Below are 23,972 nucleotides of genomic sequence, written 5' to 3'. Positions count from 1 at the left end.
GCAACGCACGTGGGGGGAGCCTGATTGTAGTCCTCCCCCCGCGCGACGGGGCCGGCCTGCGACCGAACGTCGCAGGCCGGGGTCGCTTACTTGCCGCAGTCGTCGATGTCGGACTGGTCCATCGTGGCGTAGGGTTTGAAGGCCGGCACTGCTGCCGCCAGCGCCTGCTGGCGCGCCATCATGCCCGGCAGCAGGCCGCACAGCTTCTTCGCCTCGGCCTCGATCTTGGCCGCCTCGGCGTTGACGCGTTCCTCGATGCCCTGCGTATCGCCGGAGAAAATGCCCTTGAGCGCCTCGCTGGCCGCCTTCACGCCCAGTCCGGCCCCGGCCACGCCGATGTCCATGCCGGCGCCTGCAAGGGCTTCCACCTGCTTGCGGTAGTCCAGCATCAGCGCACGCTGGTCTGCGTCCAGCGGCACGTTCTCGCCGTTGACCAGGAAATCGCCCTGCGGCGTGATCTCGGCCTTGATGTTGTTGCCGTCGGACACGGAGATGTTGCCCTGCGCGATCTCCCTGCGCGCCTTGTCGGTGGCTTCCTGCACCTTCTGGCCGATGGACGCGGTGTCCAGCTCGGCGGCGGCCTTGTCCTTGTCGTGGTTGCCGCAGGCCGCCAGGGGCAGGCACAGCAGCAGTGCGGGCAGCAGCAGTCGGGTATTCATATGCTCGGTTCCGTCGTTGGAAAGGGAAAGCCTTACTTGCCGCGGGGCAGGGTGATGCGACCGCCGATGCCGCTGTGACGGACATCGCCGCTGCCACTGTGGTTCACCGTGAGGTCGCCGCGGACGTCACGGACGGTGATGTCGCCGGAGCCGTGCCGATCCACGCTGACGCTGCCGCCGATATCACGCAGTTCCACCTCGCCGGAGCCCACGGTGCCTACGCGGGCGCTGCCCTTGACCTGGCGTGCCTCGATGTTGCCCGAGCCAAGCACACCGATCTCGACGTCGCCGCCGACCCCGTCCAGCTCGACATCGCCGGAGCCGACATTGCCGACCGTGGCGGTGCCGCGCACGTTGCGTCCCTTGAAGTCGCCCGAGCCGAGGTTGAGCAGGTTGAGCGAGCCGGCACCGTCCAGCGTGATGTCGCCCGAACCGACCGCCGCAGTGACCCGTCCCTTGATGTCCTTCAGCGTCACATCGCCCGAGCCGACATCGGCGCTGGCCGAATGCAGGCCGGTGCCGCTGGCGTCACCGGAGCCGACCTTGAACTGCACCAGCACGGTGTCCGGCACGCTGCCGCGCAGGTCCAGGTAGGCGTAGCGGTTGCCGCCCAGCGAGAGGCCGCCGCGCTGTTCGCGCTGCAGCCGCACCACCAGCGTGTCGCCGGATTTCTGCTGGGTCACGGTCAGGTCGCGCAGCAGGTCCTCGGCGGACGCGCAGGCGCGGCCGCCAAGCTTGGCGGGGCCGGTGCCGGCGGTCAGTACCAGATCATGCTGGTTGACCTCGAACACCACCGCCTTGGCGCCGGCCAGGTCGAGTGTCAGGTCGCGCGGTGCAGTGAACCTGCACTGTGGCGTGTCGGCCAGCGCGGTCAGCGGCAGCAACAGCAGGGAAGCAACGGCAAGGGTACGCAGCATGGGACGGTCCTCGACAGGGCAGAGTCAGATTTCACCGGCGCGACGGCGCAGGCGGATGGCGATGATCAGGAACGCGATACCGACGACCGCGCCGATCCACACTTCGGGCTGCTGCAGCGTGGACAGGTGCTGCGCAGGCGACAGCATGCTGACCAACTGCTCGGAACCGGTGATCCGGCCCGGTGCGTTGTAGGCGGCATCCACGCCGGGGAAGGTGCCCAGCAGCAGGCGCCCGACGATGTGGCCCCAGAACCAGCCACTGGTCAGGCCGAAGGCGGACATCAGGTTGGTGCTGCTGACCACGATGCCGGCGAACAGCGGCAGCATCACCGCCCACAGGAACGGCTTGGACTTGGCCCAGGCCGAGCACATCAGCAGCCAGCCGACGGTCGGCAGCGCCCACAGCAGGTAGACCGGCAGGCGGGCGATGTAGCCGAGGATGATCGACAGCGGGCTGGCCGGTCCCCAGATCAGCGTCATCGGGTCACCGCCGTGGGCCAGCGCCACCACCGAGATGATTGCCAGGAACCCGAGCATCGTGACGGCGGCGGCGGCCACCGCGATCAGCGGAGCGATCACCAGCGCGCTGATGGCCTTGGCCAGGACGGTCTGGGTGTCGGACAGCGGCAGTGACTTCCAGAACAGGATGCTGCGGTCGCGGCGATCGTCGTACAGCGCACCCAGGCAGTAGAAGAACACCACGAAGGTGAGCACCACGAACGGCCAGCCGGAGCTGAGGAGCAGAGTCAGGTCGAGCGCGTTGGCCAGGTCGGCCATGTCCTTGGCGTCGAGCTGGCCGGTCAGCATGCCCAGGTCGAGGCCGTTGATGCTGACGTTCTTGTTGTCGACCAGCAGGCCGCCACTCTTGGCGGCGCGGTGCAGCGCGAACAGGCCGAACAGAATGCCGAGCAGGCTCATCAGCAGCGAGATGCCGCCGGCGATGAAGGGGGCGTACAGGAACCCGCCACGGTTCTCCCAGTACTCGCGCTTGAGCATCCACTTGAACGTGCTGGCCTTGCTGATCGGGTGATAGTGGACGGTGTTCATGCGTAGGTTCCCTTCATGATGGCCACGAACAGGTCCGCCAGCCCCGGGCTGCGGATCTCGCCGAGCGTGGTGAGCTGATCGCGCGGCACGCCATCGAACAGCAGGACGGTCTTGCCGAACGGCAGGGCGCGTTCGTCGATCGGCTTCAGCGCGCGGGCCAGCTCCACCGTGTCGGCCGAGGCCAGCAGTTCGGTGTAGCGCTCGCCGATGTTCTCCATATCGGTGGTCAGGACGATGCGGCCGTCGCGGATGAACATGACATCGGTGAGGATGTGTTCGATCTCCTCGACCTGGTGGGTGGTGACGATGATGGTCTTCTGCTCGTCGAAGTAGTCCTCCAGCAGGCGCTGGTAGAACTCCTTGCGGTAGAGGATGTCCAGGCCCAGGGTCGGCTCGTCCAGCACAAGCACCTTGGCGTCGATGGCCATCACCAGCGCCAGGTGCAACTGCACGATCATGCCTTTGGAGAGCTCGCGTACGCGCTGCCTCGGCTGAAGCTTGGTGCTGGCCAGGAAGCGTTCGCAGCGGGCGCGGTCGAAGCGCGGGTGCACCCCGGCAACGAAGTCGATCGCCTCGCGCACCTTCAGCCAGCGCGGCAGCACCGCGACGTCGGCGATGAAGCAGATGTCGTTCATCAGCGCGTTTCGCTGCGTGCGCGGGTCCATGCCCAGGACCTGCAGGTCGCCCTCGACACCGGTCAGGCCCAGCAGCGCCTTGAGCACCGTGGTCTTGCCGGCGCCATTGGGACCGATCAGGCCGGTGATGCGGCCCGGTGCGATGGAGAAGCTGGTGTTGTCCAGCGCGAGCGTCTGCTTGTACGCCTTGCGCAGGCCACGTGCGGAGATGACGACATCACTTGCAACGGCATTCATGAGGATTTCCCCTGGGGCAGCAGATCGTCAAGGTTCAGGCCCAGGCGCTGGATGCGCTCGAGCACCAATGGCCATTCTTCGTTGAGGAAGCGGTCGCGCTCGCTGCTGCGCAGCTGCGTGGCCGCTTCCTCGGTCATGAACATACCCAGGCCGCGGCGCTTCTCCACCAGACCTTCATCAGCCAGTTCCTGGTAAGCGCGCGAGACGGTGATGGGGTTGAGCTGGTACTCGGCGGCGACCTGCCGGACCGAGGGCAGAGCATCGCCGGGCTTGATGATGCCGTCGAGCATCATGGCGATGACGCGTTCCTTCAGCTGACGGTAGATCGGAGCGCCATCGCTCCACTGAATATCGCTCATGGTCAGCTCCGTGGGTTCAGCGACTGTGCGAATGAGAAGTAAGGCATGGACAGGGAGCTGTGCAGCCGGCGGGGGGGGCGGGGGGCGCCGTCGGCGGTCCCTGCCTCGATGACACCTGCGTCCTGCGGGCCTGCAAACGCACCGGAACCGGCGGAACTGCCGGCGTCATCCGAGGCGGGGGTGCCGAACCAGCCCAGCAGCAGCAGCGCGGACGCGGCCGTGAGGGTTTTGGCGGTGTGGTGGCGCATGCGGTTCATGGGCTTCCCCTGTCTCAGGTGACTGGTGTTGTATGCAACTATAACACCGGCACGCCGAAGATCAATACGGGGACACACCCAACTGATGGCAGGGTCAGGCTGAAAGACGATTGTCATCCATAAGGTATTGTTTTGTATGCACTTTGTCGTCTTGCGGAAGGTCATTCGGACGGGGCGTGGGTTCAGTCATGTCAATGAAAAGACAAGGCTAACGCCTATTCAGTCAATTGCGACGCGGTGAACCGGGGGCGGGTTCGACCGCCAGAAACGGCAAGGTGGCCCGGAGAGCGCGCCCCGCGATGCCGCCACGCGGCGCTGAAAACCCCGGTGATATAGTGCGGCCGACGCCCTGCCGGGCCTGCGCTGCGTGCGCCGGACGGCACCTTTCGCCGGTTTCCATGCCCCTGGAGTGCTCCATGTTCCACGCTCGCCTGTTGTCGTCCTTCCACCGCCCGGGCACCCGCGCCCGCGGCTGGGCCGCTGCGACCCTGTTGCTGGGCGTGGTGATCAGCACCGGGGCGGCGGCTGCGGCCGGCCTGCTCGATCTCAGCTACCGCCCGCTGGCCGGCAAGGGCGAGGTCAATCTGCAGCAGCAGTACGGCGGCAAGGTGCTACTGGTGGTCAATACCGCCAGCAAGTGCGGCTTCACGCCCCAGTACGAAGGTCTGGAAGCGCTTCAGAAGAAATACGCCGCGCGCGGCTTCTCGGTGCTCGGTTTCCCGTCCAACGACTTCAAGGGCCAGGAACCGGGGGATGAAGCGCAGATCCAGGAGTTCTGCACGCTGACCTATGGGGTCAAATTCCCGATGTTCCAGAAGGTGCAGGTCACCGGCACCGGCGCGACCCCGCTGTATCAGCGTCTGACCCAGGCCACCGGTGTGGCGCCGGGCTGGAACTTCCACAAGTACCTGATCGCGCGCGACGGGCGGGTGGTTGCGCAGTTCCCCAGCAAGGTCAAGCCGGATGATGCGGCGCTGGTGGCGGCGATCGAACGCGAGCTGTCGGCAGGCAAGGCGGCGCGCTGAGTGCCTCGACATCTCGTACATGCGTGCGACAATGGGCGTTTCGCGCCGACGTCGGCGTCCAGTCACTTCCAGGAATGCAGCGAATGAAGATGGGAATGCGCGGCGCCGCGGCGTCGGTTCTGATTCTGGCGATGGGTGCCACCGGTACCGTGATGTCGCAACAACCGGCCGCGCCTGCGGCTGCCAAGGAGACTTCCGCTTTGAACTCCCAACGGGAAAAGCTCGGCTACGCCATCGGTATCGATGTGGCCAACTCGTTCGCTCCGATTTCCAGCGAGATCGACGTGGCCGCGCTGCGTCGTGGCGTCACCAATGCTTTTGAAGGCAAGCCGCCGCTGATCAGCCAGGAAGAGGCCCAGAAGACCGACGCCGCCCTGCGCCAGGCGGTGATGGCCAAGAGCGGCCAGCCGGTGCCGGGCGTGGCCCCGGGCACGCCCGCGCCGAAGGTGGATCGCGAGAAGGTCGGCCTGATGCTGGGCAGCTATGCCGTTGGTCCCTCGCTGGCGCAGCTGAAGGACGAACTGGACCTGGACGCGCTGTTTGACGCGATCGGCACCACCTTCGCCAACGGCACCCCGAAGATGACCGCCGAGCAGGCCAAGGCCACGCTGGAAGGCTTCATGGCCGCCAAGCAGGCCGAAGGCCAGGCCAAGGCCGCCGCACAGGCCGGCACCAACCGCACCGAAGGCAATGCCTTCATGGCCAAGAACAAGACCGTGCCGGGCGTGGTCACCACCGCGTCGGGCCTGCAGTACCAGGTGCTGCGTCCGGGCAGCGGCGATCGTCCGATGCCGACCAGCAAGGTCCGCGTCAACTACGAAGGCAAGCTGCTGGACGGCACCGTGTTCGACAGCAGCTACAGCCGTGGCCAGCCGGTCGAGTTCGGCCTGGACCAGGTCATCAAGGGCTGGTCCGAAGGCGTTTCGCTGATGCCGACCGGCGCCAAGTACCGCTTCTGGATTCCCGGTGAGCTGGCCTACGGCGAGCAGGGTACCCCGGGCGGTCCGATCGGCCCGAACGCGACGCTGACGTTCGACGTCGAGCTGCTGAACGTTCTTCCGTAATCGACTCTGGAGTCTCCCCGGTCATGCGTGTTGCGATTTTCGGCACCGGCTATGTCGGTCTGGTCACCGGTACCTGTCTGGCCGACGTCGGCCACCAGGTGGTCTGCGTGGATATCGACCAGGCCAAGGTCGACGGCCTGAACCGGGGCGTCATCCCGATCTACGAACCCGGCCTCGAGCCGATGGTGAAGGCCAACCACGCCGCGTCGCGGTTGACCTTCACCACCGACGCGGCCACGGCCATCGCGCACGGCCAGGTGATTTTCATCGCCGTGGGCACGCCACCCGACGAGGACGGCAGCGCCGACCTGCAGTACGTGCTGGCGGTGGCCGAGACCATCGGCCGGCACATGGCCGTGCCGACCGTGGTGGTCAACAAGTCGACCGTGCCGGTAGGCACGGCCGACAAGGTGCGCGCGACGATAGCCGCCGCACTGGCCGCGCGTGGGCAGGAGATCGCCTTCGACGTGGTCTCCAACCCCGAGTTCCTCAAGGAGGGCGACGCCGTCGCCGACTGCATGCGGCCGGACCGCATCGTGGTGGGGGCGGCCAATCCCGACGCGGTGGCGCTGATGCGCCGCCTGTATGCCCCGTTCAACCGCAACCACGACCGCGTGGTGGAAATGGACGTGCGCTCGGCCGAGCTGACCAAGTACGCGGCCAACGCGATGCTGGCCACCAAGATTTCGTTCATGAACGAAATCGCCAACATTGCCGAGAAGGTCGGTGCCGACATCGAGCAGGTCCGCCAGGGCATCGGTTCGGACCCGCGTATCGGCTGGCATTTCATCTATCCCGGTGCCGGCTATGGCGGCTCCTGCTTCCCCAAGGACGTGCAGGCGCTGGCGCGCACCGCGCAGCAGCACGGCCACGAGCCCAAGCTGCTCAATGCGGTCGAGGCGGTCAACGATGCCCAGAAGGGCCACCTGTACACCCTGATCCAGCGCCACTACGACCGTGGCGAGGACGAAGGCGTGCGCGGCCGTACGTTCGCGGTGTGGGGCCTGGCGTTCAAGCCCAACACCGACGACATGCGCGAAGCGTCCAGCCGCCGCCTGCTGGCACAGTTGTGGGAAGGCGGCGCCACCGTGCGCGCCTATGATCCGGAAGCCACCGATGAAGCACGCCGCATTTTTGGCGAGCGTGACGATCTGGTGTTCTGCGAGAACGCCTACGACGCGCTGGACGGTGCCGATGCGCTGGTGGTGGTGACCGAGTGGAAGCAGTTCCGCAGCCCGGATTTCACCCGTCTGCGCGACACCCTCAAGGACGCGGTCGTCTTCGACGGCCGCAATCTGTACGACCCGCAGGAAATCGAAGCGGCGGGCCTGGCTTATTACGGCATTGGCCGGGGACGTTCGCTGCATGCATGATTCCACACCCTCCGAGCGCGAACAGGCGCTCGAAGCCCGCCTTGTTGAACTGGAAATGCGTGTGTCCTTCCAGGAGCACGCACTGGCCGAGCTCAGCGAAGCCCTCGCCGATGCGCGCATGGAAGGCAGTCGCAACGCCGACCTGACGCGGATCCTGCTGGAAGACCTCGGCAAGGTGCGCAATGCGTTGTATTCCGATTCGGCCGAAGAGCCGCCGCCCCCGCACTACTGATCTGACGTCATGAGCGATACCCTCCGCGACCAGCTGCTGGGCCTGGGCTTCAAAGCCGCGCCCAAACCCGAACGTACCGCCGAGCGCAAGCCGGACCGGAAGCCGGAGGCGCGCCGCGATGGCCGTCCGGGCAACCGTCCGCAGGGCGCGCGTCCTGCCGGCAAGCCCGGCGAAGGCCAGCGCCCCGCGCGCGACGGCGACCGCCGTCCGCAGGGCAAGGGCCGTGCGCCCGGTGGCCGTCCGCCGCAGGGCGGTCACGGCGCGCCGCGTACCCGCGAGGACATCGACCTCGCCAAGGCGTATGCGATCCGCGCGCAGAAAGAAAAGGACGACCGCATCGAGGCCGAGCGCCTCAAGCAGGAAGAGGCGCGCCTGCGCCGCGAGGCCAAGGCCAAGCTCGACGTGCTGCTGGAAGGCAAGGCGCTCAACGCCGAGGCGGCGGACATCGCCCGCCACTTCCCGTACGGCGGCAAGATCAAGCGCATCTATGTCACCGCCGACCAGCTCAAGGCGCTCAACGCCGGTGAGCTTGGCGTGCTGCAGCAGAACGGGCGTTACCTGCTGGTCACCTCGGCGGTGCTCGACGAGGCCGAAGCGGTGTTCGCCCCGTCGGTGGCGCTGCGGGTGGATCCCAACGCCACCGTGGAAGAAGATCCGTACGCCGACCCGGCCTATCAGGTGCCTGACGACCTGGTCTGGTGAAGGCGCGCGGCAGCACGACCGTGGGTCGTGCTGCCGCCCTCATGAGGCGTGGCGCCGGCGCGCGGCGCGCAGCAGCGGCAGGCTGATCGCGAAGAAGCACAGCAGTGCGCCCGCCAGGGCGAAGCCGCTGCCCGCCAGGAACGCGGTACGCCCCTGGTCGATGGTCCACAGCTGACCGGCGATCAGTGCGCCCAGCACGCCGCCCACACCCGACGAAAAGCCATACAGCAGGCCCTGGCCGTGGCCGTTGAGCCGGCCGGGGAAGTACGTTGCCAGCATCTGCATCGCCGCGGCGAAGAACGCAGCGAATCCAAGCGCGTGCGCGCTCTGCGCCACCAGCATCACCGGCAGATTTTCCGCGTACAGTGCGGTCGCCGCCCAGCGCAGCGTGGAGCTCACCAACGCGATCAGCAGCATCCAGCTCGCGTCGAAGCGGCGGAAAAAGCGGCCGATGGTGAAGAACACGCCCACCTCGAACACCACCCCGACCGTCCACAGCAGCCCCAGCGTCGAGGTCGCGTAGCCGTGGTGGTCCATGTAGACCGAGAAGAACGTGTAGTACGGGCCGAACGACAGCTGTTCCATGAAGGCGGCCACAAAGAACGCCAGTACCTGTGGCTTGCGCACGATCTGCCAGAAGCCGCTGGCATCACCGTGGGCCCGATGGAGATCGCGCGCGTAGTCGTTGGCGAACGCCGACACCACCAGCAGCGCGAACAGCGGCAGCATCATCCACGGCAGCAGGTGCGCATGGCCGGGGCCACCGTTGCCGTCGATCAGCCAGCCAAATCCCATCACCACGGCGATGAATCCGAGCGAACCCCAGACCCGGATCAGCCCGTAGCGGTGGCTGTCATTGCCGAGGTGGGTGAGCGTGATCGACTCGAACTGTGGCATCACGGCGTTGTAGAAGAAGCAGAACACCACCATCGCCGGATACATCCACGGCTCAGGCAAGGGCAGCAGGAACGCGCAGAAGGTGATCAGGGTCAGCACGGTTCCCACCCGCAGCCAGCGGATCGGGCGGGATGACGCCGCGGCGATCGAGGTCCAGGTCGTGGGCGCCACGATGCGCGTGGCATACCAGATGCCCATCATCACGCTGATCGCCGTCACGCTCATCCCGCGCGCGGTCAGGAACAGCGACCAGTACGGGGTGAACGCACCCAGGGCGGCGTAGTAGAAGAGATAGAAGCTGGACAGTCGGGTGACCGGGACGGGGTCGCGGGGGGAGAGCGTCATGCTGATGAACCGGGGTAGAGCCGTCTGTTGGACAGCTGCATCGTCGACGTGGCGGTGCTCACTCCGGATCGTAGTCCAGATTCGAAGCCAGCCAGCGCTCGGCCTGCGCGCGGTCCACGCCTTTGCGCCTGGCGTAGTCGACCACCTGTTCGCGGCTCACCCGCCCGACCACGAAGTACTGGCTCTGCGGATGGCTGAAGTAGTAGCCCGACACCGCCGCGGTCGGCAGCATGGCGAAGCTCTCGGTGAGCTGCATGTCGGCGTGTCGCCCGGCGTCCAGCAGCCGGAACAGCGTGGCCTTTTCGCTGTGCTCGGGGCAGGCCGGGTAGCCGGGGGCGGGGCGGATGCCGCTGTACTTCTCGGCGATCAACGCCTCGTTGTCCAGCTGCTCTTCCGGTTGGTAGCCCCAGTAGTCGGTGCGCACGTGCTGGTGCAGGCGCTCGGCCAGCGCCTCGGCGAGACGGTCGGCCAGCGCCTTGAGCAGGATCGCGTTGTAATCGTCGTGGTCGGCCTCGAAACGGGCCACGTGCGGGTCGATGCCGATCCCGGCGGTGACGGCGAACGCGCCGATCCAATCCTGTCTGCCGCTGTCGGCCGGCGCGATGAAATCGGCCAGGCAGAAGTCCGGCCGTTCCACCGGCTTGTCCACCTGCTGGCGCAGGAAGTGCAGCACCGCCGGTCCGTCGTCGGTGGTCAGGTGCACGTCGTCGCCGACGCTGTTGGCCGGCCAAAGCCCGAACACGGCCTTGGCGGTCAGCCACTTCTCGCCGACGATGCGGTCCAGCATCGCGCGGGCATCGCGGTAGAGCTCGCTGGCCTGGGTGCCGACGATCTCGTCGGTGAGGATCGCCGGGAACTTGCCCGCCAGTTCCCAGGCCTGGAAGAACGGCGTCCAGTCGATCACCTCGACCAGGTCGGCGAGCGGGTAGTCGTCGAGCACGTGCAGGCCGGGCCGGCGCGGGGCAGGCGGCACGTAGGTCGCCCAGCCGCCGTCGAAGCGCTGCGCACGCGCCTTGGCCAGGGTCACCAGCCGCTTGGCGTCGCCGCGGTTGCGATGGCGCTGGCGGATGTCGGCGTAGTCGGCCTCGTTGGCGGCCACGAAGGCGTCGCGCAGTTCGCTGGAGATCAGCGACTGGGCCACGCCGACCGCGCGCGAGGCATCCTTCACCCACACCGTGGGCGCGTTGTAGTGCGGGTCGATCTTCAGTGCGGTGTGCGCGCGCGAGGTTGTGGCGCCACCGATCATCAGCGGCAGGGTGAAGCCCTGTCGCTCCATTTCGCGCGCCACGTGGCTCATCTCTTCCAGCGAAGGGGTGATCAGCCCGGACAGCCCGATGATGTCGGCGTTCTCGGCGCGGGCGGCGTCGAGGATCTTCTGCGCGGGCACCATCACGCCCAGGTCGATCACCTCGAAATTGTTGCAGGCCAGGACCACGCCGACGATGTTCTTGCCGATGTCGTGCACATCTCCCTTGACCGTGGCCATGATGATCTTGCCGTTGCTCCTGGCGGTGTCGCCACTGCGCGCCTTCTCGGCCTCGATGAAAGGCAGCAGGTAGGCCACCGCCTTCTTCATCACGCGTGCGGACTTGACCACCTGCGGCAGGAACATCTTGCCGGCACCGAACAGGTCGCCGACCACATTCATGCCGTCCATCAGCGGCCCTTCGATCACGTCCAGGGGGCGGCTGGAGCGAAGCCGCGCTTCTTCGGTATCGGCTTCCACCCACGCATCCAGACCATGCACCAGCGCGTGCGCCAGGCGGGCATCGATCGGCTTGGTGCGCCAGGCCAGGTCTTCACCCTTGACCTCGCCCTTCCTGCCCTTGTAGCGCTCGGCGATCTCCAGCAGGCGTTCGGTGCCATCGCGGCGGCGGTTGAGGATCACGTCCTCGACGCGTTCGCGCAGTTCCGGGTCCAGCTCGTCGTAGATCGGCATGGCACCGGCGTTGACGATGCCCATGTCCATGCCCGCCGCGATCGCGTGGTACAGGAACACCGAGTGGATCGCCTGCCGGACCGTTTCGTTGCCGCGGAAGGAGAACGACACGTTGGACACGCCGCCGGACACATGGCAGTGCGGCAGCGTGCGCTTGATGATGCGGGTGGCTTCGATGAAGTCGACCGCATAGTTGTCGTGCTCTTCGATGCCGGTGGCGACGGCGAAGATGTTCGGATCGAAGATGATGTCCTGCGGCGGGAAGCCGACCTCATCCACCAGGATGCGGTAGGCGCGCGTGCAGATCTCGACCTTGCGCGCGCAGGTATCGGCCTGGCCGTCCTCGTCGAAGGCCATCACCACGGCGGCGGCGCCGTAGCGCAGTACCTTGCGCGCGTGCTCCACGAACTGCGCCTGGCCTTCCTTGAGCGAGATCGAGTTGACCACGCTCTTGCCCTGCAGGCACTTCAGCCCGGCCTCGATCACGCTCCACTTGGAGGAGTCGACCATCACCGGAATGCGGGCGATGTCCGGCTCGGACATGATCAGGTTGAGATAGCGCGTCATCGCCTTCTCGGAATCGATCAGGCCTTCGTCCATGTTGACGTCGAGGATCTGCGCGCCGTTGGCGACCTGCTGGCGCGCCACGTCCACCGCTTCCTCGTAGCGCTCTTCCTTGACCAGCTTGCGGAACTGCGCGCTGCCGGTGACGTTGGTGCGCTCGCCGATGTTGACGAACAGCAGGTCCGGGGTGATGACCAGCGGCTCCAGGCCGGACAGGCGCGTGCAGGGGGATGCGGTCATGGGCGTGCACGCGGCGGCAGGTCGGCCACGGCCTCGGCGATCGCCCGGATGTGCGCCGGCGAGGTGCCGCAGCATCCGCCGACGAGGTTGAGCAGCCCGGCACTGGCGAACTCGCGCAGGGTGGTGGCCATTTCCTGGGGAGTTTCGTCGTACTCGCCGAAGGCATTGGGCAGCCCGGCGTTGGGATGCGCGCTGATCAGGCAGTCGGCCACGGTGGCAAGGGTCTCCACGTGCGGGCGCATGTCGCTGGCGCCGAGCGCGCAGTTCAGGCCGACCGACAACGGGCGGCTGTGCGCCACCGAGGCGTAGAAGGCTTCGGCGGTCTGCCCGGACAGGGTGCGCCCGGAGGCATCGGTGATGGTGCCCGAAATCATGATCGGCAGCCGCCCGCCGCGGGCATCGAACACTTCTTCGATCGCGTACAGCGCCGCCTTGGCGTTGAGGGTGTCGAAGATCGTCTCCACCATGAGGGTATCGGCGCCGCCGTCGATGAGGCCCTCGATGGCGTCGCGGTAGGTCTCGCGCAGGGCATCGAAGCTGGTGTTGCGGAACCCGGGATCGTTGACGTCCGGGCTGATCGAGGCGGTGCGGCTGGTCGGGCCGAGCACGCCGATCACGAAGCGCGGCTTGCCCGGCGTGGTGGCGGCCACCGCGTCGCAGCATGCGCGGGCGACCTGCGCGCCGGCCTTGTTGAGTTCGTAGACCAGATGCTCCAGGTGGTAGTCGGCCTGGCTGATCGCGGTTGCGTTGAACGTATTTGTTTCGACCAGGTCGGCGCCGGCTTCCAGGTAGGCGGTGTGGATACCGGCGATGACCTCGGGCCGGGTCAGCAGCAGGAGGTCGTTGTTGCCTTTCAGGTCGTGGCCCTGCGGCGTCGCCTCGCCATGCGCGCAGCCGGCCCCGTGCAGGTGGTCGTAGCCTGCGGCGAAGCGTTCGCCGCGGTAGTCGTCTTCGTCCAGCCCGTGGCGCTGGATCATCGTGCCCATTGCGCCATCGATGATCAGGATGCGCTGCGCCAGCGCCTGTTCAAGCGCGTGCACACGGTCGGGATACAGCCAGGGCAGGGAAGACATCGAGGGGGCTCAGGGTTTGCTGGCGATCAGCGAGATGACTTCGAAATGCGGCGGGCGCTTCTCGCGGGTCACCGTTTCCAGGCTGGAGACGACCAGTCCGGCCTTCTCCACGAATCTGCGCAGTTCCTTGTCGCTGAAACCCAGGTTGACGTGGCCGTAGGCATCCACTGCGGCCCGGTGCTCATGCCGCGCCAGGCTGCACAGCAGCAGGCGGCCGCCGGAGCGCAGGACGCGCGCGCCCTCGGCCACGGCCTGGGCCGGTTTGGCGGCATAGGTCAGCGCGTGCATCAGCACCACCAGATCAAACGTGCGGTCCTTGAAGGGCAGGGCGTGCATGTCGCCCTCGCGCACCTCCACGTTGGCCAGCCGGCGCAGGCGTTCGCTGGCCGCGGCCACCACGCGCGCACTGGTGTCGATGCAGACATAGCGCTTGGCGTGCGGGGCCACCAGTTCGGCCAGCACGCCGTCGCCGGAGGCGATGTCGAGCACATCGCCGGTTTCCAGCAGCGGCAGCGCGGTGCGCGCCAGCGCCTCCCAGGTACGCCCGGGGGAATAGTGGCGCTCCATGTCACCGGCCACGCTGTCGGCCCAGTTCTGGTCGGCGGCGCGGCTGGCCAGAACGCTGGCCACGCGTTCAGCATCCTGACGCAGCAGCGGATCGTCGCTGCCGGTGCTCAGGGCATGCCACAATGCGCGCTGCGCCGGGTCCAGGGCGGCGTCGTCGAAGCGGTAATACGCCGACACGCCGGAACGCCGGTCGCGCACCAGCCCGGCTTCTTTGAGCCGCGCCAGGTGGGTGGACACGCGTGGCTGCGCCAGCGTGGTGATGGCCGACAGCTCGGCCACGGTCAGTTCTTCCTGTTCCAGCAGCGCCAGCAGGCGCACGCGGGTGGCGTCGGCGAACACCTTCAGCCGGACAGACCAATCCTCGAGATCCATGAATATCTACCTATCGCGATATAGAGATATTTTCGTCCCTTGCCCTGTGCGGGGTCAAGTCAGCCCGGAATCACTGTCGCTCGGTACAATCGCCCGACCTTGGGCTGCGCATTCCGCAGCCCATTTCGCCATGTTCCCGGGAGGGTGTTGTGGATTTCAGCTTTACTGAAGAGCAGTTGATGCTGCAGGACGTCGCGCGTCGCATCGCGCAGGAAAAAATCGCTCCCAGCGCGGAGCATCACGACCGGACCGGCGAGTTCCCGCTGGAGAACATCCGCCTGCTCGGCGAGAACGGCCTGATGGGCATCGAAGTGCCCGCCGAATACGGCGGCGCCGGCATGGACCCGATCGCGTACGTGCTGGCGATGGTGGAGGTCGCCGCCGGTGACGCCGCGCATTCGACCATCATGTCGGTCAACAACTCGCTGTTCTGCAACGGCATCCTCACCCACGGCAGCGAAGCGCAGAAGCAGACCTATGTGCGCGCCATCGCCGAGGGCGAGGCCATCGGCGCGTTCGCGCTGACCGAGCCGCAGTCCGGGTCGGATGCCACCGCGATGCGGTGCCGCGCGGTCAAACAGGCCGACGGCACCTTCGTCATCAACGGCAAGAAGAGCTGGATCACCTCCGGCCCGGTGGCCAAGTACATCGTGCTGTTCGCCATGACCGACCCGGACCAGGGCGCGCGTGGCATCACTGCGTTCATGATCGACACCGACAAGCCGGGCTTCCACCGCGGCAAGACCGAGCCGAAGCTCGGCATCCGTGCGTCGGCTACCTGCGAGATCGAGTTCCAGGATTACGTGGCCGCTGCCGATGACGTGGTGGGCAAGGAAGGAGAAGGCTTCAAGATCGCGATGGGCGTGCTCGACGCCGGCCGCATCGGCATCGCCTCGCAGGCCATCGGCATTGCCCGCGCCGCCTACGAGGCAACGCTGGAGTACGTAAGGGACCGCAAGGCGTTCGGCGCGGCCATCGGCACGTTCCAGATGACCCAGGCCAAGATCGCCGACATGAAGTGCAAGCTGGACGCAGCGCTGCTGCTGACCCTGCGCGCGGCATGGGTGAAGGGCCAGGGCAAGCGCTTCAGCAATGAAGCAGCCATCGCCAAGCTGACCGCTTCGGAAGCGGCGATGTGGATCACCCACCAGGCGGTGCAGATCCACGGCGGCATGGGCTACTCCAAGGAAATGCCCCTGGAGCGTTACTTCCGTGATGCCAAGATCACCGAGATCTACGAAGGTACCTCGGAGATCCAGCGCCTGGTCATCGCCCGCAACGAGACCGGCCTGCGCTGAGCCGCGGTTCACTCGAAGCACACACCCGGGGCCCTTCGTGGGCCCCGGTTGTTTTCGGCACCGTCAGGGAATCACGGAGCCCGTAGGGCCGGGCAGAGCCCGGCTCTACGAGGCTGGCCGCAACTGCACGGACCAGCGCCCATGAAAAAGCCCCGGATCGCTCCGGGGCTTTTCAGTTCAACGTTCCATCAACCGGATCAACGATCCGGACGGTGGGCCGCGTTGGCTTCGCTCTGGCGCTCGACGAACTCCCTGGAGGGCTCGTCCAGCTTGTCGCCCAGCATCCGGCGGACCACGATGAAGAACACCGGGATCATCAGAAGGCCCAGGAAGGTGGCAAACACCATGCCGCCGATCACGCCGGTACCGATGGCGTGGCGGGCGTTGGCGCCTGCACCGGTGGAGATGGCCATCGGCACCACGCCCAGGATGAAGGCGAAGGAGGTCATCAGGATCGGGCGGAAGCGCAGGCGCGAGGCCTCGATGGTGGCCTCGCGCAGGGTCTTGCCCGCTGCACGCTGCTCCACCGCGAACTCCACGATCAGGATGGCGTTCTTGGCCGCCAGACCGATCACGGTGATCAGGCCGATCTTGAAGTAAAGATCGTTGGGCAGGCCCCGGGCCAGCGAGAACGCCAGCGCGCCGAGCACGCCCAACGGCACCACCAGCAGCACCGCCACCGGGATCGACCAGCTCTCATACAGCGCGGCCAGGCACAGGAACACCACCACGATGGACAGCACCAGCAGCAGGGTCGCCGCGTTGCCGGCCAGGATTTCCTGGTAGCTCATGCCCGACCAGTCGTAGCCGAAGCCCGCCGGCAGGTCGTCGCTGACGATCCGTTCCATCGCCTGCATCGCCTCACCCGAGCTGCGTCCGGGTGCCTGCGAACCGACGATGTTCACCGCCGAGTAGCCGTTGTAGCGGCTCAGCGACGGCGGAGCGGACATCCACTCGGACTTCACCACGGTGCTCAACGGAATCATCGCCGGGGTGCCGTCTGCGTTGGTCTGCAGGCTGCTGGGCGTGTAGAAGCTGTTGAGCGACTCGGCACCGGTGCGATACGGGCCGTCGGCCTGCATGGTCACGCGCTTGATGCGGCCTTCGTAGAAGAAGTCGTTGACGTACACCGGGGCCAGCATCAGCTGGATGGTGCTGTACACGTCCGACACCGACAGGCCCATCGTCTGCGCCTGCACGCGGTCCACGTGCAACTGCAGCTGCGGGGCGTTTTCCAGGCCGTTGGGACGCACGCCGGTGAGCAGGTCGCTCTCCTGTGCCGCCTTGCCCAGCAGGATGTTGCGTGCCTGCGTCAGCTGCTCATAGCCCGCACCACCGCGATCCTGCAGCCACATGTCAAAGCCGCCGAACTGGCCCAGACCCTGCACGGTGGGCAGGTTGACCACGAAGATCTGTGCCTCCTTGATGCCGTAGAAGGCGCCGTTCATGTTCTGGATGAACTCGGGCACGGTGACCTTGCGCTCGTCCCACGGCTTGAGGCGGATGAAGCCCATGCCGACGTTTTCGCCGGAACCGACGAAGCTGAAACCGGCCACCTGCAGCATGCCCTCGAACCCTTCCTGGTCCTTGAGCACGCCACGCATCTGCGCGAAGGCCTGGTTGGTCTGGGCCTTGGTCGAACCCGGCGGCAGCTGCACGATCGCCAGCGCGTAGCCCTGGTCTTCCTCGGGCAGGAAGCTGCCCGGCATGCGCGTGAACAGGAAGCCGCACAGCACGGTCAGAACCACGAACAGGATCATCCAGCGCGGCGCATGGCGTACCGCCGAGGTGATGTGGCCCACGTAGGTGCCACTGATCCGGTCGTAGTACTTGTTGAACGTGCGGTAGACGATGTTCGGCTTGTCGCTGTGGGTCGGCTTGAGGAAGGTCGCGCACAGGGCCGGGGTGAAGCCCAGCGCCAGGAACGCGGAGAAGCCCATCGCGATGGCGATGGTCAGCGCGAACTGCTTGTAGATCTCACCGGCCGCACCGCCCTGCAGGGCCGAGGGAATGAACACCGCCGCCAGCACCACGGTGATGGCCACCACCGCGCCGGTGATCTGGGTCATGGCCTTCTGGGTGGCGGCCTTGGGCGGCAGCTTCTCCTCGGTCATGATGCGCTCGACGTTCTCGATGACCACGATGGCGTCATCGACCACGATGCCGATCGCCAGCACCATCGCAAACAGGGTCAGCTGGTTGATGGTGAAGCCGATGATGCTCATGCCCAGGAAGGTGCCGAGCAGGGCCACCGGAATGACCAGGGTCGGGATCAGCGTGGCACGGAAGTTCTGCAGGAAGATCAGCATCACCAGGAACACCAGTGCCACTGCTTCGATCAGGGTCTTGACCACTTCCTCGATCGAGATCTTGACGAAGGTGGTGCTGTCGTACGGCGAGAACCAGCTCACGCCCGCCGGGAAGCTGGGGGACAGCTCATCCATCTTGGCGGTGACCGCGTTGGCCACGTTCAGGGCATTGGCGCCAGGCAGCAGCTGGATCGCGAAAGCACCGGTCGGCTTGCCGTTGTACTGGGTATCAAAGCCGTAGTTGTTGGCGCCGAAGGCGATCCGGGCCACGTCCTTGAGCATCACCCGCGAACCGTCGGTATTGGCGCGCAGGATGATGTTCTCGAACTCGTCGGGCGAGCTGAAGCGGCCTTCGGCCGACACGGTGGCCGTGAAGTAGTGGCCTTCCGGCGACGGATCCGAGCCCAGCGAACCAGCCGCGAACTGCACGTTCTGGTCCTTGATCGCGGCCAGCACCTGGGTGGCCGACAGGCCATAGCCCTGCATCTTTTCCGGATTGAGCCAGATGTTCATGGCGTACTCGGAACCGAACTGCTGGGTGCTGCCGACGCCGGGAATGCGCGAGATCTGGTCGAGCACACGCGAACCGACGATGTCGTTGAGCGCGTCACGGTCGATCGAGGCGCTGTCCGACTGCAGGGCGACCACCATCAGGAAGCCTGCGTTGGCCTTGGCCACCACCACGCCCTGCTGGGTCACTTCGGTGGGCAGGCGCGGGGTGGCCAGCGACACCTTGTTCTGCACCTGCACCTGGGCGATGTCCGGATCGGTGCCGGTCTCGAAGGTCAGGGTGATCGAGGCACGGCCATTGGAGGCCGAGGACGAGCTGAAATACAGCAGGTGGTCGATACCGGTCAGCTGCTGCTCGATCACCTGGGTGACCGATTTTTCGGTGGTGTCGGCGCTGGCGCCGGGGTAGGTGGCGCTCACCGTCACCTGGGGCGGTGCGATGCTCGGGTAGGACTCCACGCCCAGACCGAGGATCGAGATCACGCCCGAGAGCGAGATCAGGATCGCGACCACCCAGGCGAATACCGGGTGTTCAATGAAAAATTTAGGCATGACGGACGGTTCCCGTTATTGCTTGTTCGGTTCGGCGGCAGGGGCCGCGTCGGCCTTGTCGGCGGGCGCATCGGCCGGCGGGGCGGCAGCATCGGGCTTGGCCGCCGCCGGTGCGGCACCGGCAGCGGCCGGGGCCTGGCCATTGGCGTTGGCGCTGGCCGGATCCCACGGCTTGGCCGTGGCGGGCGCGCCTTCCTTGACCTTCTGCACGCCGGCAACGATCACCTTGTCACCGGCTTCCAGACCGCCGCTGACCAGCCAGTTGCCGCCCTGCTGGCCTTCGCTCTTGACGTTCTTGCGGGCGACCTTGCCGTCCTTGCCCACCACCAGCACGTAGCCGCCGGTGGTATCGCGCTGCAGGGCCTGCAGCGGCACCAGGAACGCGTTGTTGCGCTCGCCCAGGGTGGCCTGGAAGCTGACGAAGGCGCCCGGCAGCAGAATCTGCTGCGGGTTGGGCAGGACCGCGCGCAGCGACACCGCGCCGGTGGCCGGGTCGACGGTGGTCGAGGAGAAGTCCAGCGTGCCCGGCTGGTCATAGACGGTGCCGTCGGCGAGCTTGACCTGCACGGTCGATTTGCCATCGCCGCTCAGGGCCAGCTGGCCCTTGGCCTGCGCCGCACGCATCTGGGTGAGCTCGTCCACGCTCATCGAGAAGTTCACATAGAGCGGGTCGAGCTGGTCCACGGTGGTCAGCAGGGTCACGTCGCCCTGGCCGACCAGCGCGCCTTCTGTGACCTGCTGCTTGCCGGCGCGGCCGCTGATCGGTGCGGTCACTTCGGCGTAGCCGAGGTTGATCTTCGCGCTGGTCAGGGCGGCCTGGGCCTGCTGTACAGCGGCGGCGGCGGTGCGTTCGGCCGCTTCGGCCGAGTCCAGGTCCGAGCGCGACACGAACTTCTGCGGGGCCAGCGAGCGGGCGCGGTTGGCGGCGGCTTTGGCGTTGGCGTAAGTAGCCTGCGCCGAGGCCAGCTCGGCCTGCGAGGCGTTCAACGAGGCGCGCAGCGGAGCCGGGTCGATCAGGAACAGCACCTGGCCCTGCTTGACGTCGGCGCCTTCCTGGTAGACGCGCTTGAGCAGCACGCCGGGCACGCGGGCGCGGACATCGGCGCTGCGGTACGGCGACAGGCGGCCGACCAGCTCACGCTGCAGCGGCAGCGTCTGCGGCTTGGCATCGATCACGCCCACTTCCGGCGGCGGGGGCATCTGCTGCTCTGGCTTCTTGCAGGCGGTCAGTGCGACAGCGACTGCGCACGTCAGGGCAAGGGTGCGGAGTGGGGCGATCATCAGGAGAAACTCCGGTGTTGGTTTGAATACGGAGCCGTGGCGGTTTCCGGCACGGCGAACGCGCGCAGGAAGCTGTCGACGGAGAATTCTGCCCAGCGACGGCGCTCGGCGGCGTCGACGCGGTGGGGGGTATGGAAACGCTGCTTCTCGACGTCCAGGCCGGCGATCATGCTTAGTAGCAGTTCGGCCATGAAGTGCGGGTCGTCATGCCTGAGCTGGTCGAGGGCGCTGCGCGCCTGTATCCATTCAGCCACGTGAAGGTGCAGCGCCCCCGCACCATCGCGATACAGGGCCCCGGCCTCCTCCGGAAACCGGGCCGACTCGGCGGCGATCAGCCGGCGGGCCTGGGCCACGTGCGGCTGGTGGGTGTGCTCCAGGTAGTCGCTGGCGAACTGCAGCAGGCTGCCGCGCAGGTCGCCCTGGTCCAGGCTGTGCAGCCCGGCGGTGGCGCGGCTGACATGCCGTTGCATCACCCGGCGCAACAATTCCTGCTTGCTGCCATAGCGGCTGTAGAGGGTCTGCTTGGAGCAGCCCGCATGCTGGGCCACCGCGTCCATGCTGATCTGCATGCCCTGGGTGGCGAACAGGTCGCGCACGGCATCGAACACGCGCTGGTCGCGCGCATCCAGGGGGCTGGCGGCGGGGTGTGGGGGATTCACGCGGTGGACTATACCGTCCAGTTCAGAATTGGAGAAGCCTTGCATTCGCGCGCGGTTGGATGCCGCACGTCAAGTTGCCACACATGTGGCCGATGCTGCGTTGCGTGGCGCTCCGCCGCGTGCCTCCGTACGCGTGCGGATCGACCGGCGCGATGTAAACGCCACCCAACCCGAATTGCCTTATTCCGTCCTGCAGCAAGGTATTTCTGTGCGGTAGGCCTACAATTTCATTTTCCCAACTGAGCAACACGCACCGCTCTGCCATGAAACCGCAAAAACCAGCAGCCAAGACCGTGAAAAACAAATCCAAACCAGCCGATACGCAGACTGTTTCGCCAGTGGGCTTCTCGCTGGAGCCGGTGTACACGGCCTTGCGCAAGCGCTACCCGTCGGCCGGGCAGGCCGAGGCAGTGGCTTTTGCCGCCGACTTCTACAAGCGCATGGAGGCGGACGAGTTCCCGCACCACACCGCTGAGGAGTGGGCCGCACTGGCAGCGGACACGCTGGAGTTCGCCCGCGTCCGCAAGCCGGGCAAGGCCAACGTGCGCGTGTTCAACCCGACCCTGAAGGCCAATGGCTGGGAGTCGGCGCACACCGTGCTGCAGATCGTCAATGACGACATGCCGTTCCTGGTCGACACGGTGACGATGTCGCTGGCCGAGCACGGCATCGGCGTGCATGTGCTGGGCCATCCGGTGATCCGCTTCGCCCGCGACAAGGCCGGCAAGCTCACCGCGGTCAGCGATGGCACCGCCGAGTCGGTGATGCTGCTGGAGATCGACCGCCAGCCGGCCGACGCCATGAGCGATGTCGAGCAGGCCATCATCAAGGCGCTGGACGAGGTGCGTGCCATCGTCCGCGACTGGGATGCCATGCGCACCAAGGCGCTGGCCCTGGCCGACGACCTGGGTACCCGCCAGCTGCCGGTCGACGCCGCCTCGCGCGCCGAAGCCCAGGAATTCCTGCGCTGGGCGGCCGAGAACCACTTCACCTTCTTCGGCTACCGCGAATACCGCGTCGAGAAGCAGGGCAAGGAAGAGGTCCTCGCACCGCTCAACGATACCGGCCTGGGCCTGATGCGCGGCAAGGACAAATCCGCCGCCCGTCCGGTCAAGACGCTGGCCGCGCAGGGCCTCAACGCCACCACCGGGCTGAAGGACGCGCTGATCCTGACCAAGACCAATGCCCGTTCGCGCGTGCATCGCTCCGGCTACATGGATTACATCGGCGTGCTGGAATTCGACGCCAAGGGCAAGATCATCGGCGAACAGCGCTTCCTTGGCCTGTTCACCTCCAGCGCCTACAACCGCCGCCCGTGGGAAATCCCGCTGGTGCGCCAGCGCCATGAGTATGTGATGACGCAGTCCGGCCTGGCGCCGGCCAGCCACAGCGGCAAGGCGCTGCGCCACATCCTGGAGACGCTGCCCCGCGAAGAACTGTTCCAGTCCAGCGAGGACGAACTGTTCCGCACCGCGATGGGCGTGCTGGGCCTCCAGGAGCGCGTGCGCAGCCGCCTGTTCCTGCGCCGCGACAAGTACAGCCGTTTCATCTCCGCGCTGGTGTACCTGCCGCGCGAACGCTTCAACACCGACGTGCGCCTGCGCATCGAGGCGATGCTCAAGGACGCCCTGCAGGGCGAGTACGTGGACAGCTCGGTGGTCCTCGGTGAGTCGCCGCTGGCCCAGGTGCACCTGATCGTGCGTCCGAAGGCCGGCCAGACCCTGGAAGTGGACACCAGCGCGCTGGAGCAGAAGCTGGCCCAGGTGCTGCGCAACTGGCAGGACGACCTGCGCGAAGCGCTGGTGGCGCGCCACGGCGAAAGCGAAGGCCTGCGCATTGCCGCCCGCATCGGCAAGGCACTGCCGGCCGGCTACATCGAAGACTCGAGCACCGAGATCGCCGCCAACGACGTCAGCCAGCTTGACGCGTTGACCGGCCCGGACGACCTGCGCCTGAGCCTGCAGGCCGTTCAGCGCGATGGCGGCGACGGGCTGCGCCTGAAGCTGTATCGCCAGCTGGACGACATTCCGCTGTCCGATGCGCTGCCGATGATGGAGAACATGGGCCTGCGCGTGATCGCCGAGCGTCCGTACCGTCTGACGGTCGACAACGCCCCGGTGTACGTGCAGGACTTCGAAGTGGAATCGGTGGCCGGTGCGATCGACGCATCTAGCGTCGATGCCGCTTTCGGTGAAACCTTCGCCCGCGTCTGGCACGGCGATGCCGAGAACGACGGCTTCAACCGCCTGGTGCTCGCCGCCGGCCTGCACTGGCGCCAGGTCGCCATGCTGCGTGGCTACTGCAAGTACCTGCTGCAGACCGGCGTGCCGTTCTCGCAGGCCTACGTGGAAGGTACCTTCACCCGTTACCCGCTGCTGGCACGCCTGCTGGTAGAGCTGTTCGAAGCCCGCTTCGATCCGGCCACCGGCAACGAGAGCAAGGACGAAATCGCCGAGGGCCAGGCCCAGCTGCGCGCGCACCTGACCGTGCTGGCCGGCGGCGACGAGGCGACCCTGAAGGTGCTCAAGACGGTGGTCGACGCCCGCAAGGGCGACCGCAAGGTGCAGATGGATGCCGCGCGCGATGCGCTGCTCAAGCTGATGGACCGCGTGTCCAGCCTGGATGAAGACCGCATCCTGCGCAGCTTCATGGGCGTGATCGACGCGACCCTGCGCACCAGCTACTACCAGACCGATGCCGAAGGCCGTCCGGGTCACGTCATCAGCTTCAAGTTCGATTCGGCACTGGTGCCGGACCTGCCCAAGCCGCGCCCGTACCGCGAGATCTTCGTGTACGGCCCGCGCGTGGAAGGTACCCACCTGCGCTTCGGCGCGGTTGCCCGTGGCGGCCTGCGCTGGT

19 protein-coding genes and 1 pseudogene are annotated in these 23,972 nt (G+C 66.8%); 7 read left to right on the top strand and 13 right to left on the bottom strand.

Features of this window, described 5'->3' with window-relative positions; genetic code table 11:
* Nucleotides 1-86: 86 nt before the first annotated feature.
* The 6 genes from ACPEH1_RS17605 to ACPEH1_RS17580 are packed head-to-tail and all read right to left on the bottom strand — an operon-like array spanning nucleotide 87 to nucleotide 4,111.
* A complete protein-coding gene (locus tag ACPEH1_RS17605; RefSeq protein ID WP_017356481.1) occupies nucleotides 87-659 on the bottom strand; it encodes a DUF2884 family protein in 573 nt (190 codons plus the stop codon).
* 32 nt (nucleotides 660-691) lie between these two features.
* Nucleotides 692-1,576: a hypothetical protein gene (locus ACPEH1_RS17600; RefSeq protein ID WP_136003369.1), complete on the bottom strand. Its 885-nt coding sequence runs from the start codon at nucleotides 1,574-1,576 to the stop codon at nucleotides 692-694.
* 24 nt (nucleotides 1,577-1,600) lie between these two features.
* Nucleotides 1,601-2,623 (bottom strand): hypothetical protein, encoded by a 1,023-nt coding sequence (locus ACPEH1_RS17595; protein WP_017356483.1) that lies wholly within the window; start codon nucleotides 2,621-2,623, stop codon nucleotides 1,601-1,603.
* The gene (locus ACPEH1_RS17590; protein WP_017356484.1) at nucleotides 2,620-3,495 is read right to left on the bottom strand and encodes an ABC transporter ATP-binding protein; all 876 of its coding nucleotides are present in this window, start codon (nucleotides 3,493-3,495) and stop codon (nucleotides 2,620-2,622) included. Before ACPEH1_RS17590 ends, ACPEH1_RS17595 begins: the two co-directional genes overlap by 4 nt.
* Complete coding sequence (locus tag ACPEH1_RS17585) at nucleotides 3,492-3,854, bottom strand: GntR family transcriptional regulator (RefSeq protein ID WP_017356485.1); 363 nt, start codon at nucleotides 3,852-3,854, stop codon at nucleotides 3,492-3,494. The genes ACPEH1_RS17590 and ACPEH1_RS17585 overlap by 4 nt, the downstream gene beginning before the upstream one ends.
* A 2-nt stretch (nucleotides 3,855-3,856) precedes the next feature.
* Nucleotides 3,857-4,111 (bottom strand): hypothetical protein, encoded by a 255-nt coding sequence (locus ACPEH1_RS17580; protein ID WP_017356486.1) that lies wholly within the window; start codon nucleotides 4,109-4,111, stop codon nucleotides 3,857-3,859.
* A gap of 416 nt (nucleotides 4,112-4,527) precedes the next feature.
* On the opposite strand from ACPEH1_RS17580, the gene ACPEH1_RS17575 reads away from it, so the two are divergent.
* The 5 genes from ACPEH1_RS17575 to ACPEH1_RS17555 all read left to right on the top strand — a co-directional run bounded on the left by ACPEH1_RS17575 (nucleotide 4,528) and on the right by ACPEH1_RS17555 (nucleotide 8,507).
* Nucleotides 4,528-5,136 (top strand): glutathione peroxidase, encoded by a 609-nt coding sequence (locus ACPEH1_RS17575; protein WP_423716132.1) that lies wholly within the window; start codon nucleotides 4,528-4,530, stop codon nucleotides 5,134-5,136.
* A gap of 83 nt (nucleotides 5,137-5,219) precedes the next feature.
* Entirely contained in the window at nucleotides 5,220-6,200 is a 981-nt protein-coding gene (locus ACPEH1_RS17570; protein WP_017356488.1) for an FKBP-type peptidyl-prolyl cis-trans isomerase, read from the top strand.
* Nucleotides 6,201-6,223: 23 nt separating this feature from the next.
* Nucleotides 6,224-7,573, top strand: coding sequence for a UDP-glucose dehydrogenase family protein (locus tag ACPEH1_RS17565; protein ID WP_136003372.1), 1,350 nt, complete (start codon nucleotides 6,224-6,226; stop codon nucleotides 7,571-7,573).
* Nucleotides 7,566-7,805 (top strand): SlyX family protein, encoded by a 240-nt coding sequence (locus ACPEH1_RS17560; RefSeq protein ID WP_136003374.1) that lies wholly within the window; start codon nucleotides 7,566-7,568, stop codon nucleotides 7,803-7,805. Before ACPEH1_RS17565 ends, ACPEH1_RS17560 begins: the two co-directional genes overlap by 8 nt.
* A 9-nt stretch (nucleotides 7,806-7,814) precedes the next feature.
* Nucleotides 7,815-8,507 (top strand): DUF2058 domain-containing protein, encoded by a 693-nt coding sequence (locus ACPEH1_RS17555; RefSeq protein WP_136003376.1) that lies wholly within the window; start codon nucleotides 7,815-7,817, stop codon nucleotides 8,505-8,507.
* A gap of 39 nt (nucleotides 8,508-8,546) precedes the next feature.
* Here ACPEH1_RS17555 and ACPEH1_RS17550 read toward each other — a convergent pair whose 3' ends face one another.
* The 4 genes from ACPEH1_RS17550 to ACPEH1_RS17535 are packed head-to-tail and all read right to left on the bottom strand — an operon-like array spanning nucleotide 8,547 to nucleotide 14,504.
* Nucleotides 8,547-9,749, bottom strand: a complete 1,203-nt coding sequence (locus ACPEH1_RS17550) for an MFS transporter (protein WP_423716131.1) — start codon at nucleotides 9,747-9,749, stop codon at nucleotides 8,547-8,549.
* Nucleotides 9,750-9,807: 58 nt separating this feature from the next.
* Nucleotides 9,808-12,492, bottom strand: a complete 2,685-nt coding sequence (gene metH / locus ACPEH1_RS17545) for a methionine synthase (RefSeq protein ID WP_017356731.1) — start codon at nucleotides 12,490-12,492, stop codon at nucleotides 9,808-9,810.
* Nucleotides 12,489-13,565 carry a homocysteine S-methyltransferase family protein gene (locus ACPEH1_RS17540; RefSeq protein WP_423716130.1) on the bottom strand — a complete coding sequence of 359 codons (1,077 nt, stop codon included), beginning with the start codon at nucleotides 13,563-13,565 and terminating at the stop codon, nucleotides 12,489-12,491. The genes metH and ACPEH1_RS17540 overlap by 4 nt, the downstream gene beginning before the upstream one ends.
* A gap of 9 nt (nucleotides 13,566-13,574) precedes the next feature.
* Entirely contained in the window at nucleotides 13,575-14,504 is a 930-nt protein-coding gene (locus ACPEH1_RS17535; protein ID WP_017356733.1) for an ArsR/SmtB family transcription factor, read from the bottom strand.
* 149 nt (nucleotides 14,505-14,653) lie between these two features.
* Here ACPEH1_RS17535 and ACPEH1_RS17530 point away from each other — a divergent pair, with 149 nt between their 5' ends.
* Nucleotides 14,654-15,802: an acyl-CoA dehydrogenase family protein gene (locus tag ACPEH1_RS17530; RefSeq protein WP_017356734.1), complete on the top strand. Its 1,149-nt coding sequence runs from the start codon at nucleotides 14,654-14,656 to the stop codon at nucleotides 15,800-15,802.
* 197 nt (nucleotides 15,803-15,999) lie between these two features.
* Here the strand turns inward: ACPEH1_RS17530 and ACPEH1_RS17525 are convergent, their stop codons facing one another.
* The 3 genes from ACPEH1_RS17525 to ACPEH1_RS17515 are packed head-to-tail and all read right to left on the bottom strand — an operon-like array spanning nucleotide 16,000 to nucleotide 21,158.
* Nucleotides 16,000-19,173: a multidrug efflux RND transporter permease subunit gene (locus ACPEH1_RS17525; RefSeq protein WP_017356735.1), complete on the bottom strand. Its 3,174-nt coding sequence runs from the start codon at nucleotides 19,171-19,173 to the stop codon at nucleotides 16,000-16,002.
* Nucleotides 19,174-19,188: 15 nt separating this feature from the next.
* Nucleotides 19,189-20,454, bottom strand: a complete 1,266-nt coding sequence (locus ACPEH1_RS17520; protein ID WP_136003383.1) for an efflux RND transporter periplasmic adaptor subunit — start codon at nucleotides 20,452-20,454, stop codon at nucleotides 19,189-19,191.
* Entirely contained in the window at nucleotides 20,454-21,158 is a 705-nt protein-coding gene (locus ACPEH1_RS17515; protein WP_423716129.1) for a TetR/AcrR family transcriptional regulator, read from the bottom strand. Before ACPEH1_RS17515 ends, ACPEH1_RS17520 begins: the two co-directional genes overlap by 1 nt.
* Nucleotides 21,159-21,457: 299 nt before the next feature.
* Between ACPEH1_RS17515 and ACPEH1_RS17510 the strand changes: the two are divergent.
* Nucleotides 21,458-23,972: pseudogene (locus ACPEH1_RS17510) on the top strand (NAD-glutamate dehydrogenase domain-containing protein); the annotation flags it as partial.

It is taken from the genome of Stenotrophomonas sp. NPDC077421 (assembly GCF_049545505.1).
Taxonomy (GTDB): Bacteria; Pseudomonadota; Gammaproteobacteria; order Xanthomonadales; family Xanthomonadaceae; genus Stenotrophomonas; species Stenotrophomonas nematodicola.
Note: the sequence above shows the minus strand (reverse complement) of the source record. Positions and strands in the feature narration are given on the sequence as shown.

Excerpts from the sequence above, each read along its gene's own strand:
- ACPEH1_RS17605 (WP_017356481.1), bottom strand. The coding sequence starts at position 659 with ATGAATACCCGACTGCTGCTGCCCGCACTGCTGCTGTGCCTGCCCCTG.
- ACPEH1_RS17600 (WP_136003369.1), bottom strand. The coding sequence starts at position 1,576 with ATGCTGCGTACCCTTGCCGTTGCTTCCCTGCTGTTGCTGCCGCTGACC.
- ACPEH1_RS17595 (WP_017356483.1), bottom strand. The coding sequence starts at position 2,623 with ATGAACACCGTCCACTATCACCCGATCAGCAAGGCCAGCACGTTCAAG.
- ACPEH1_RS17590 (WP_017356484.1), bottom strand. The coding sequence starts at position 3,495 with ATGAATGCCGTTGCAAGTGATGTCGTCATCTCCGCACGTGGCCTGCGC.
- ACPEH1_RS17585 (WP_017356485.1), bottom strand. The coding sequence starts at position 3,854 with ATGAGCGATATTCAGTGGAGCGATGGCGCTCCGATCTACCGTCAGCTG.
- ACPEH1_RS17580 (WP_017356486.1), bottom strand. The coding sequence starts at position 4,111 with ATGAACCGCATGCGCCACCACACCGCCAAAACCCTCACGGCCGCGTCC.
- ACPEH1_RS17575 (WP_423716132.1), top strand. The coding sequence starts at position 4,528 with ATGTTCCACGCTCGCCTGTTGTCGTCCTTCCACCGCCCGGGCACCCGC.
- ACPEH1_RS17570 (WP_017356488.1), top strand. The coding sequence starts at position 5,220 with ATGAAGATGGGAATGCGCGGCGCCGCGGCGTCGGTTCTGATTCTGGCG.
- ACPEH1_RS17565 (WP_136003372.1), top strand. The coding sequence starts at position 6,224 with ATGCGTGTTGCGATTTTCGGCACCGGCTATGTCGGTCTGGTCACCGGT.
- ACPEH1_RS17560 (WP_136003374.1), top strand. The coding sequence starts at position 7,566 with ATGCATGATTCCACACCCTCCGAGCGCGAACAGGCGCTCGAAGCCCGC.
- ACPEH1_RS17555 (WP_136003376.1), top strand. The coding sequence starts at position 7,815 with ATGAGCGATACCCTCCGCGACCAGCTGCTGGGCCTGGGCTTCAAAGCC.
- ACPEH1_RS17550 (WP_423716131.1), bottom strand. The coding sequence starts at position 9,749 with ATGACGCTCTCCCCCCGCGACCCCGTCCCGGTCACCCGACTGTCCAGC.
- metH (WP_017356731.1), bottom strand. The coding sequence starts at position 12,492 with ATGACCGCATCCCCCTGCACGCGCCTGTCCGGCCTGGAGCCGCTGGTC.
- ACPEH1_RS17540 (WP_423716130.1), bottom strand. The coding sequence starts at position 13,565 with ATGTCTTCCCTGCCCTGGCTGTATCCCGACCGTGTGCACGCGCTTGAA.
- ACPEH1_RS17535 (WP_017356733.1), bottom strand. The coding sequence starts at position 14,504 with ATGGATCTCGAGGATTGGTCTGTCCGGCTGAAGGTGTTCGCCGACGCC.
- ACPEH1_RS17525 (WP_017356735.1), bottom strand. The coding sequence starts at position 19,173 with ATGCCTAAATTTTTCATTGAACACCCGGTATTCGCCTGGGTGGTCGCG.
- ACPEH1_RS17520 (WP_136003383.1), bottom strand. The coding sequence starts at position 20,454 with ATGATCGCCCCACTCCGCACCCTTGCCCTGACGTGCGCAGTCGCTGTC.
- ACPEH1_RS17515 (WP_423716129.1), bottom strand. The coding sequence starts at position 21,158 with ATGCAAGGCTTCTCCAATTCTGAACTGGACGGTATAGTCCACCGCGTG.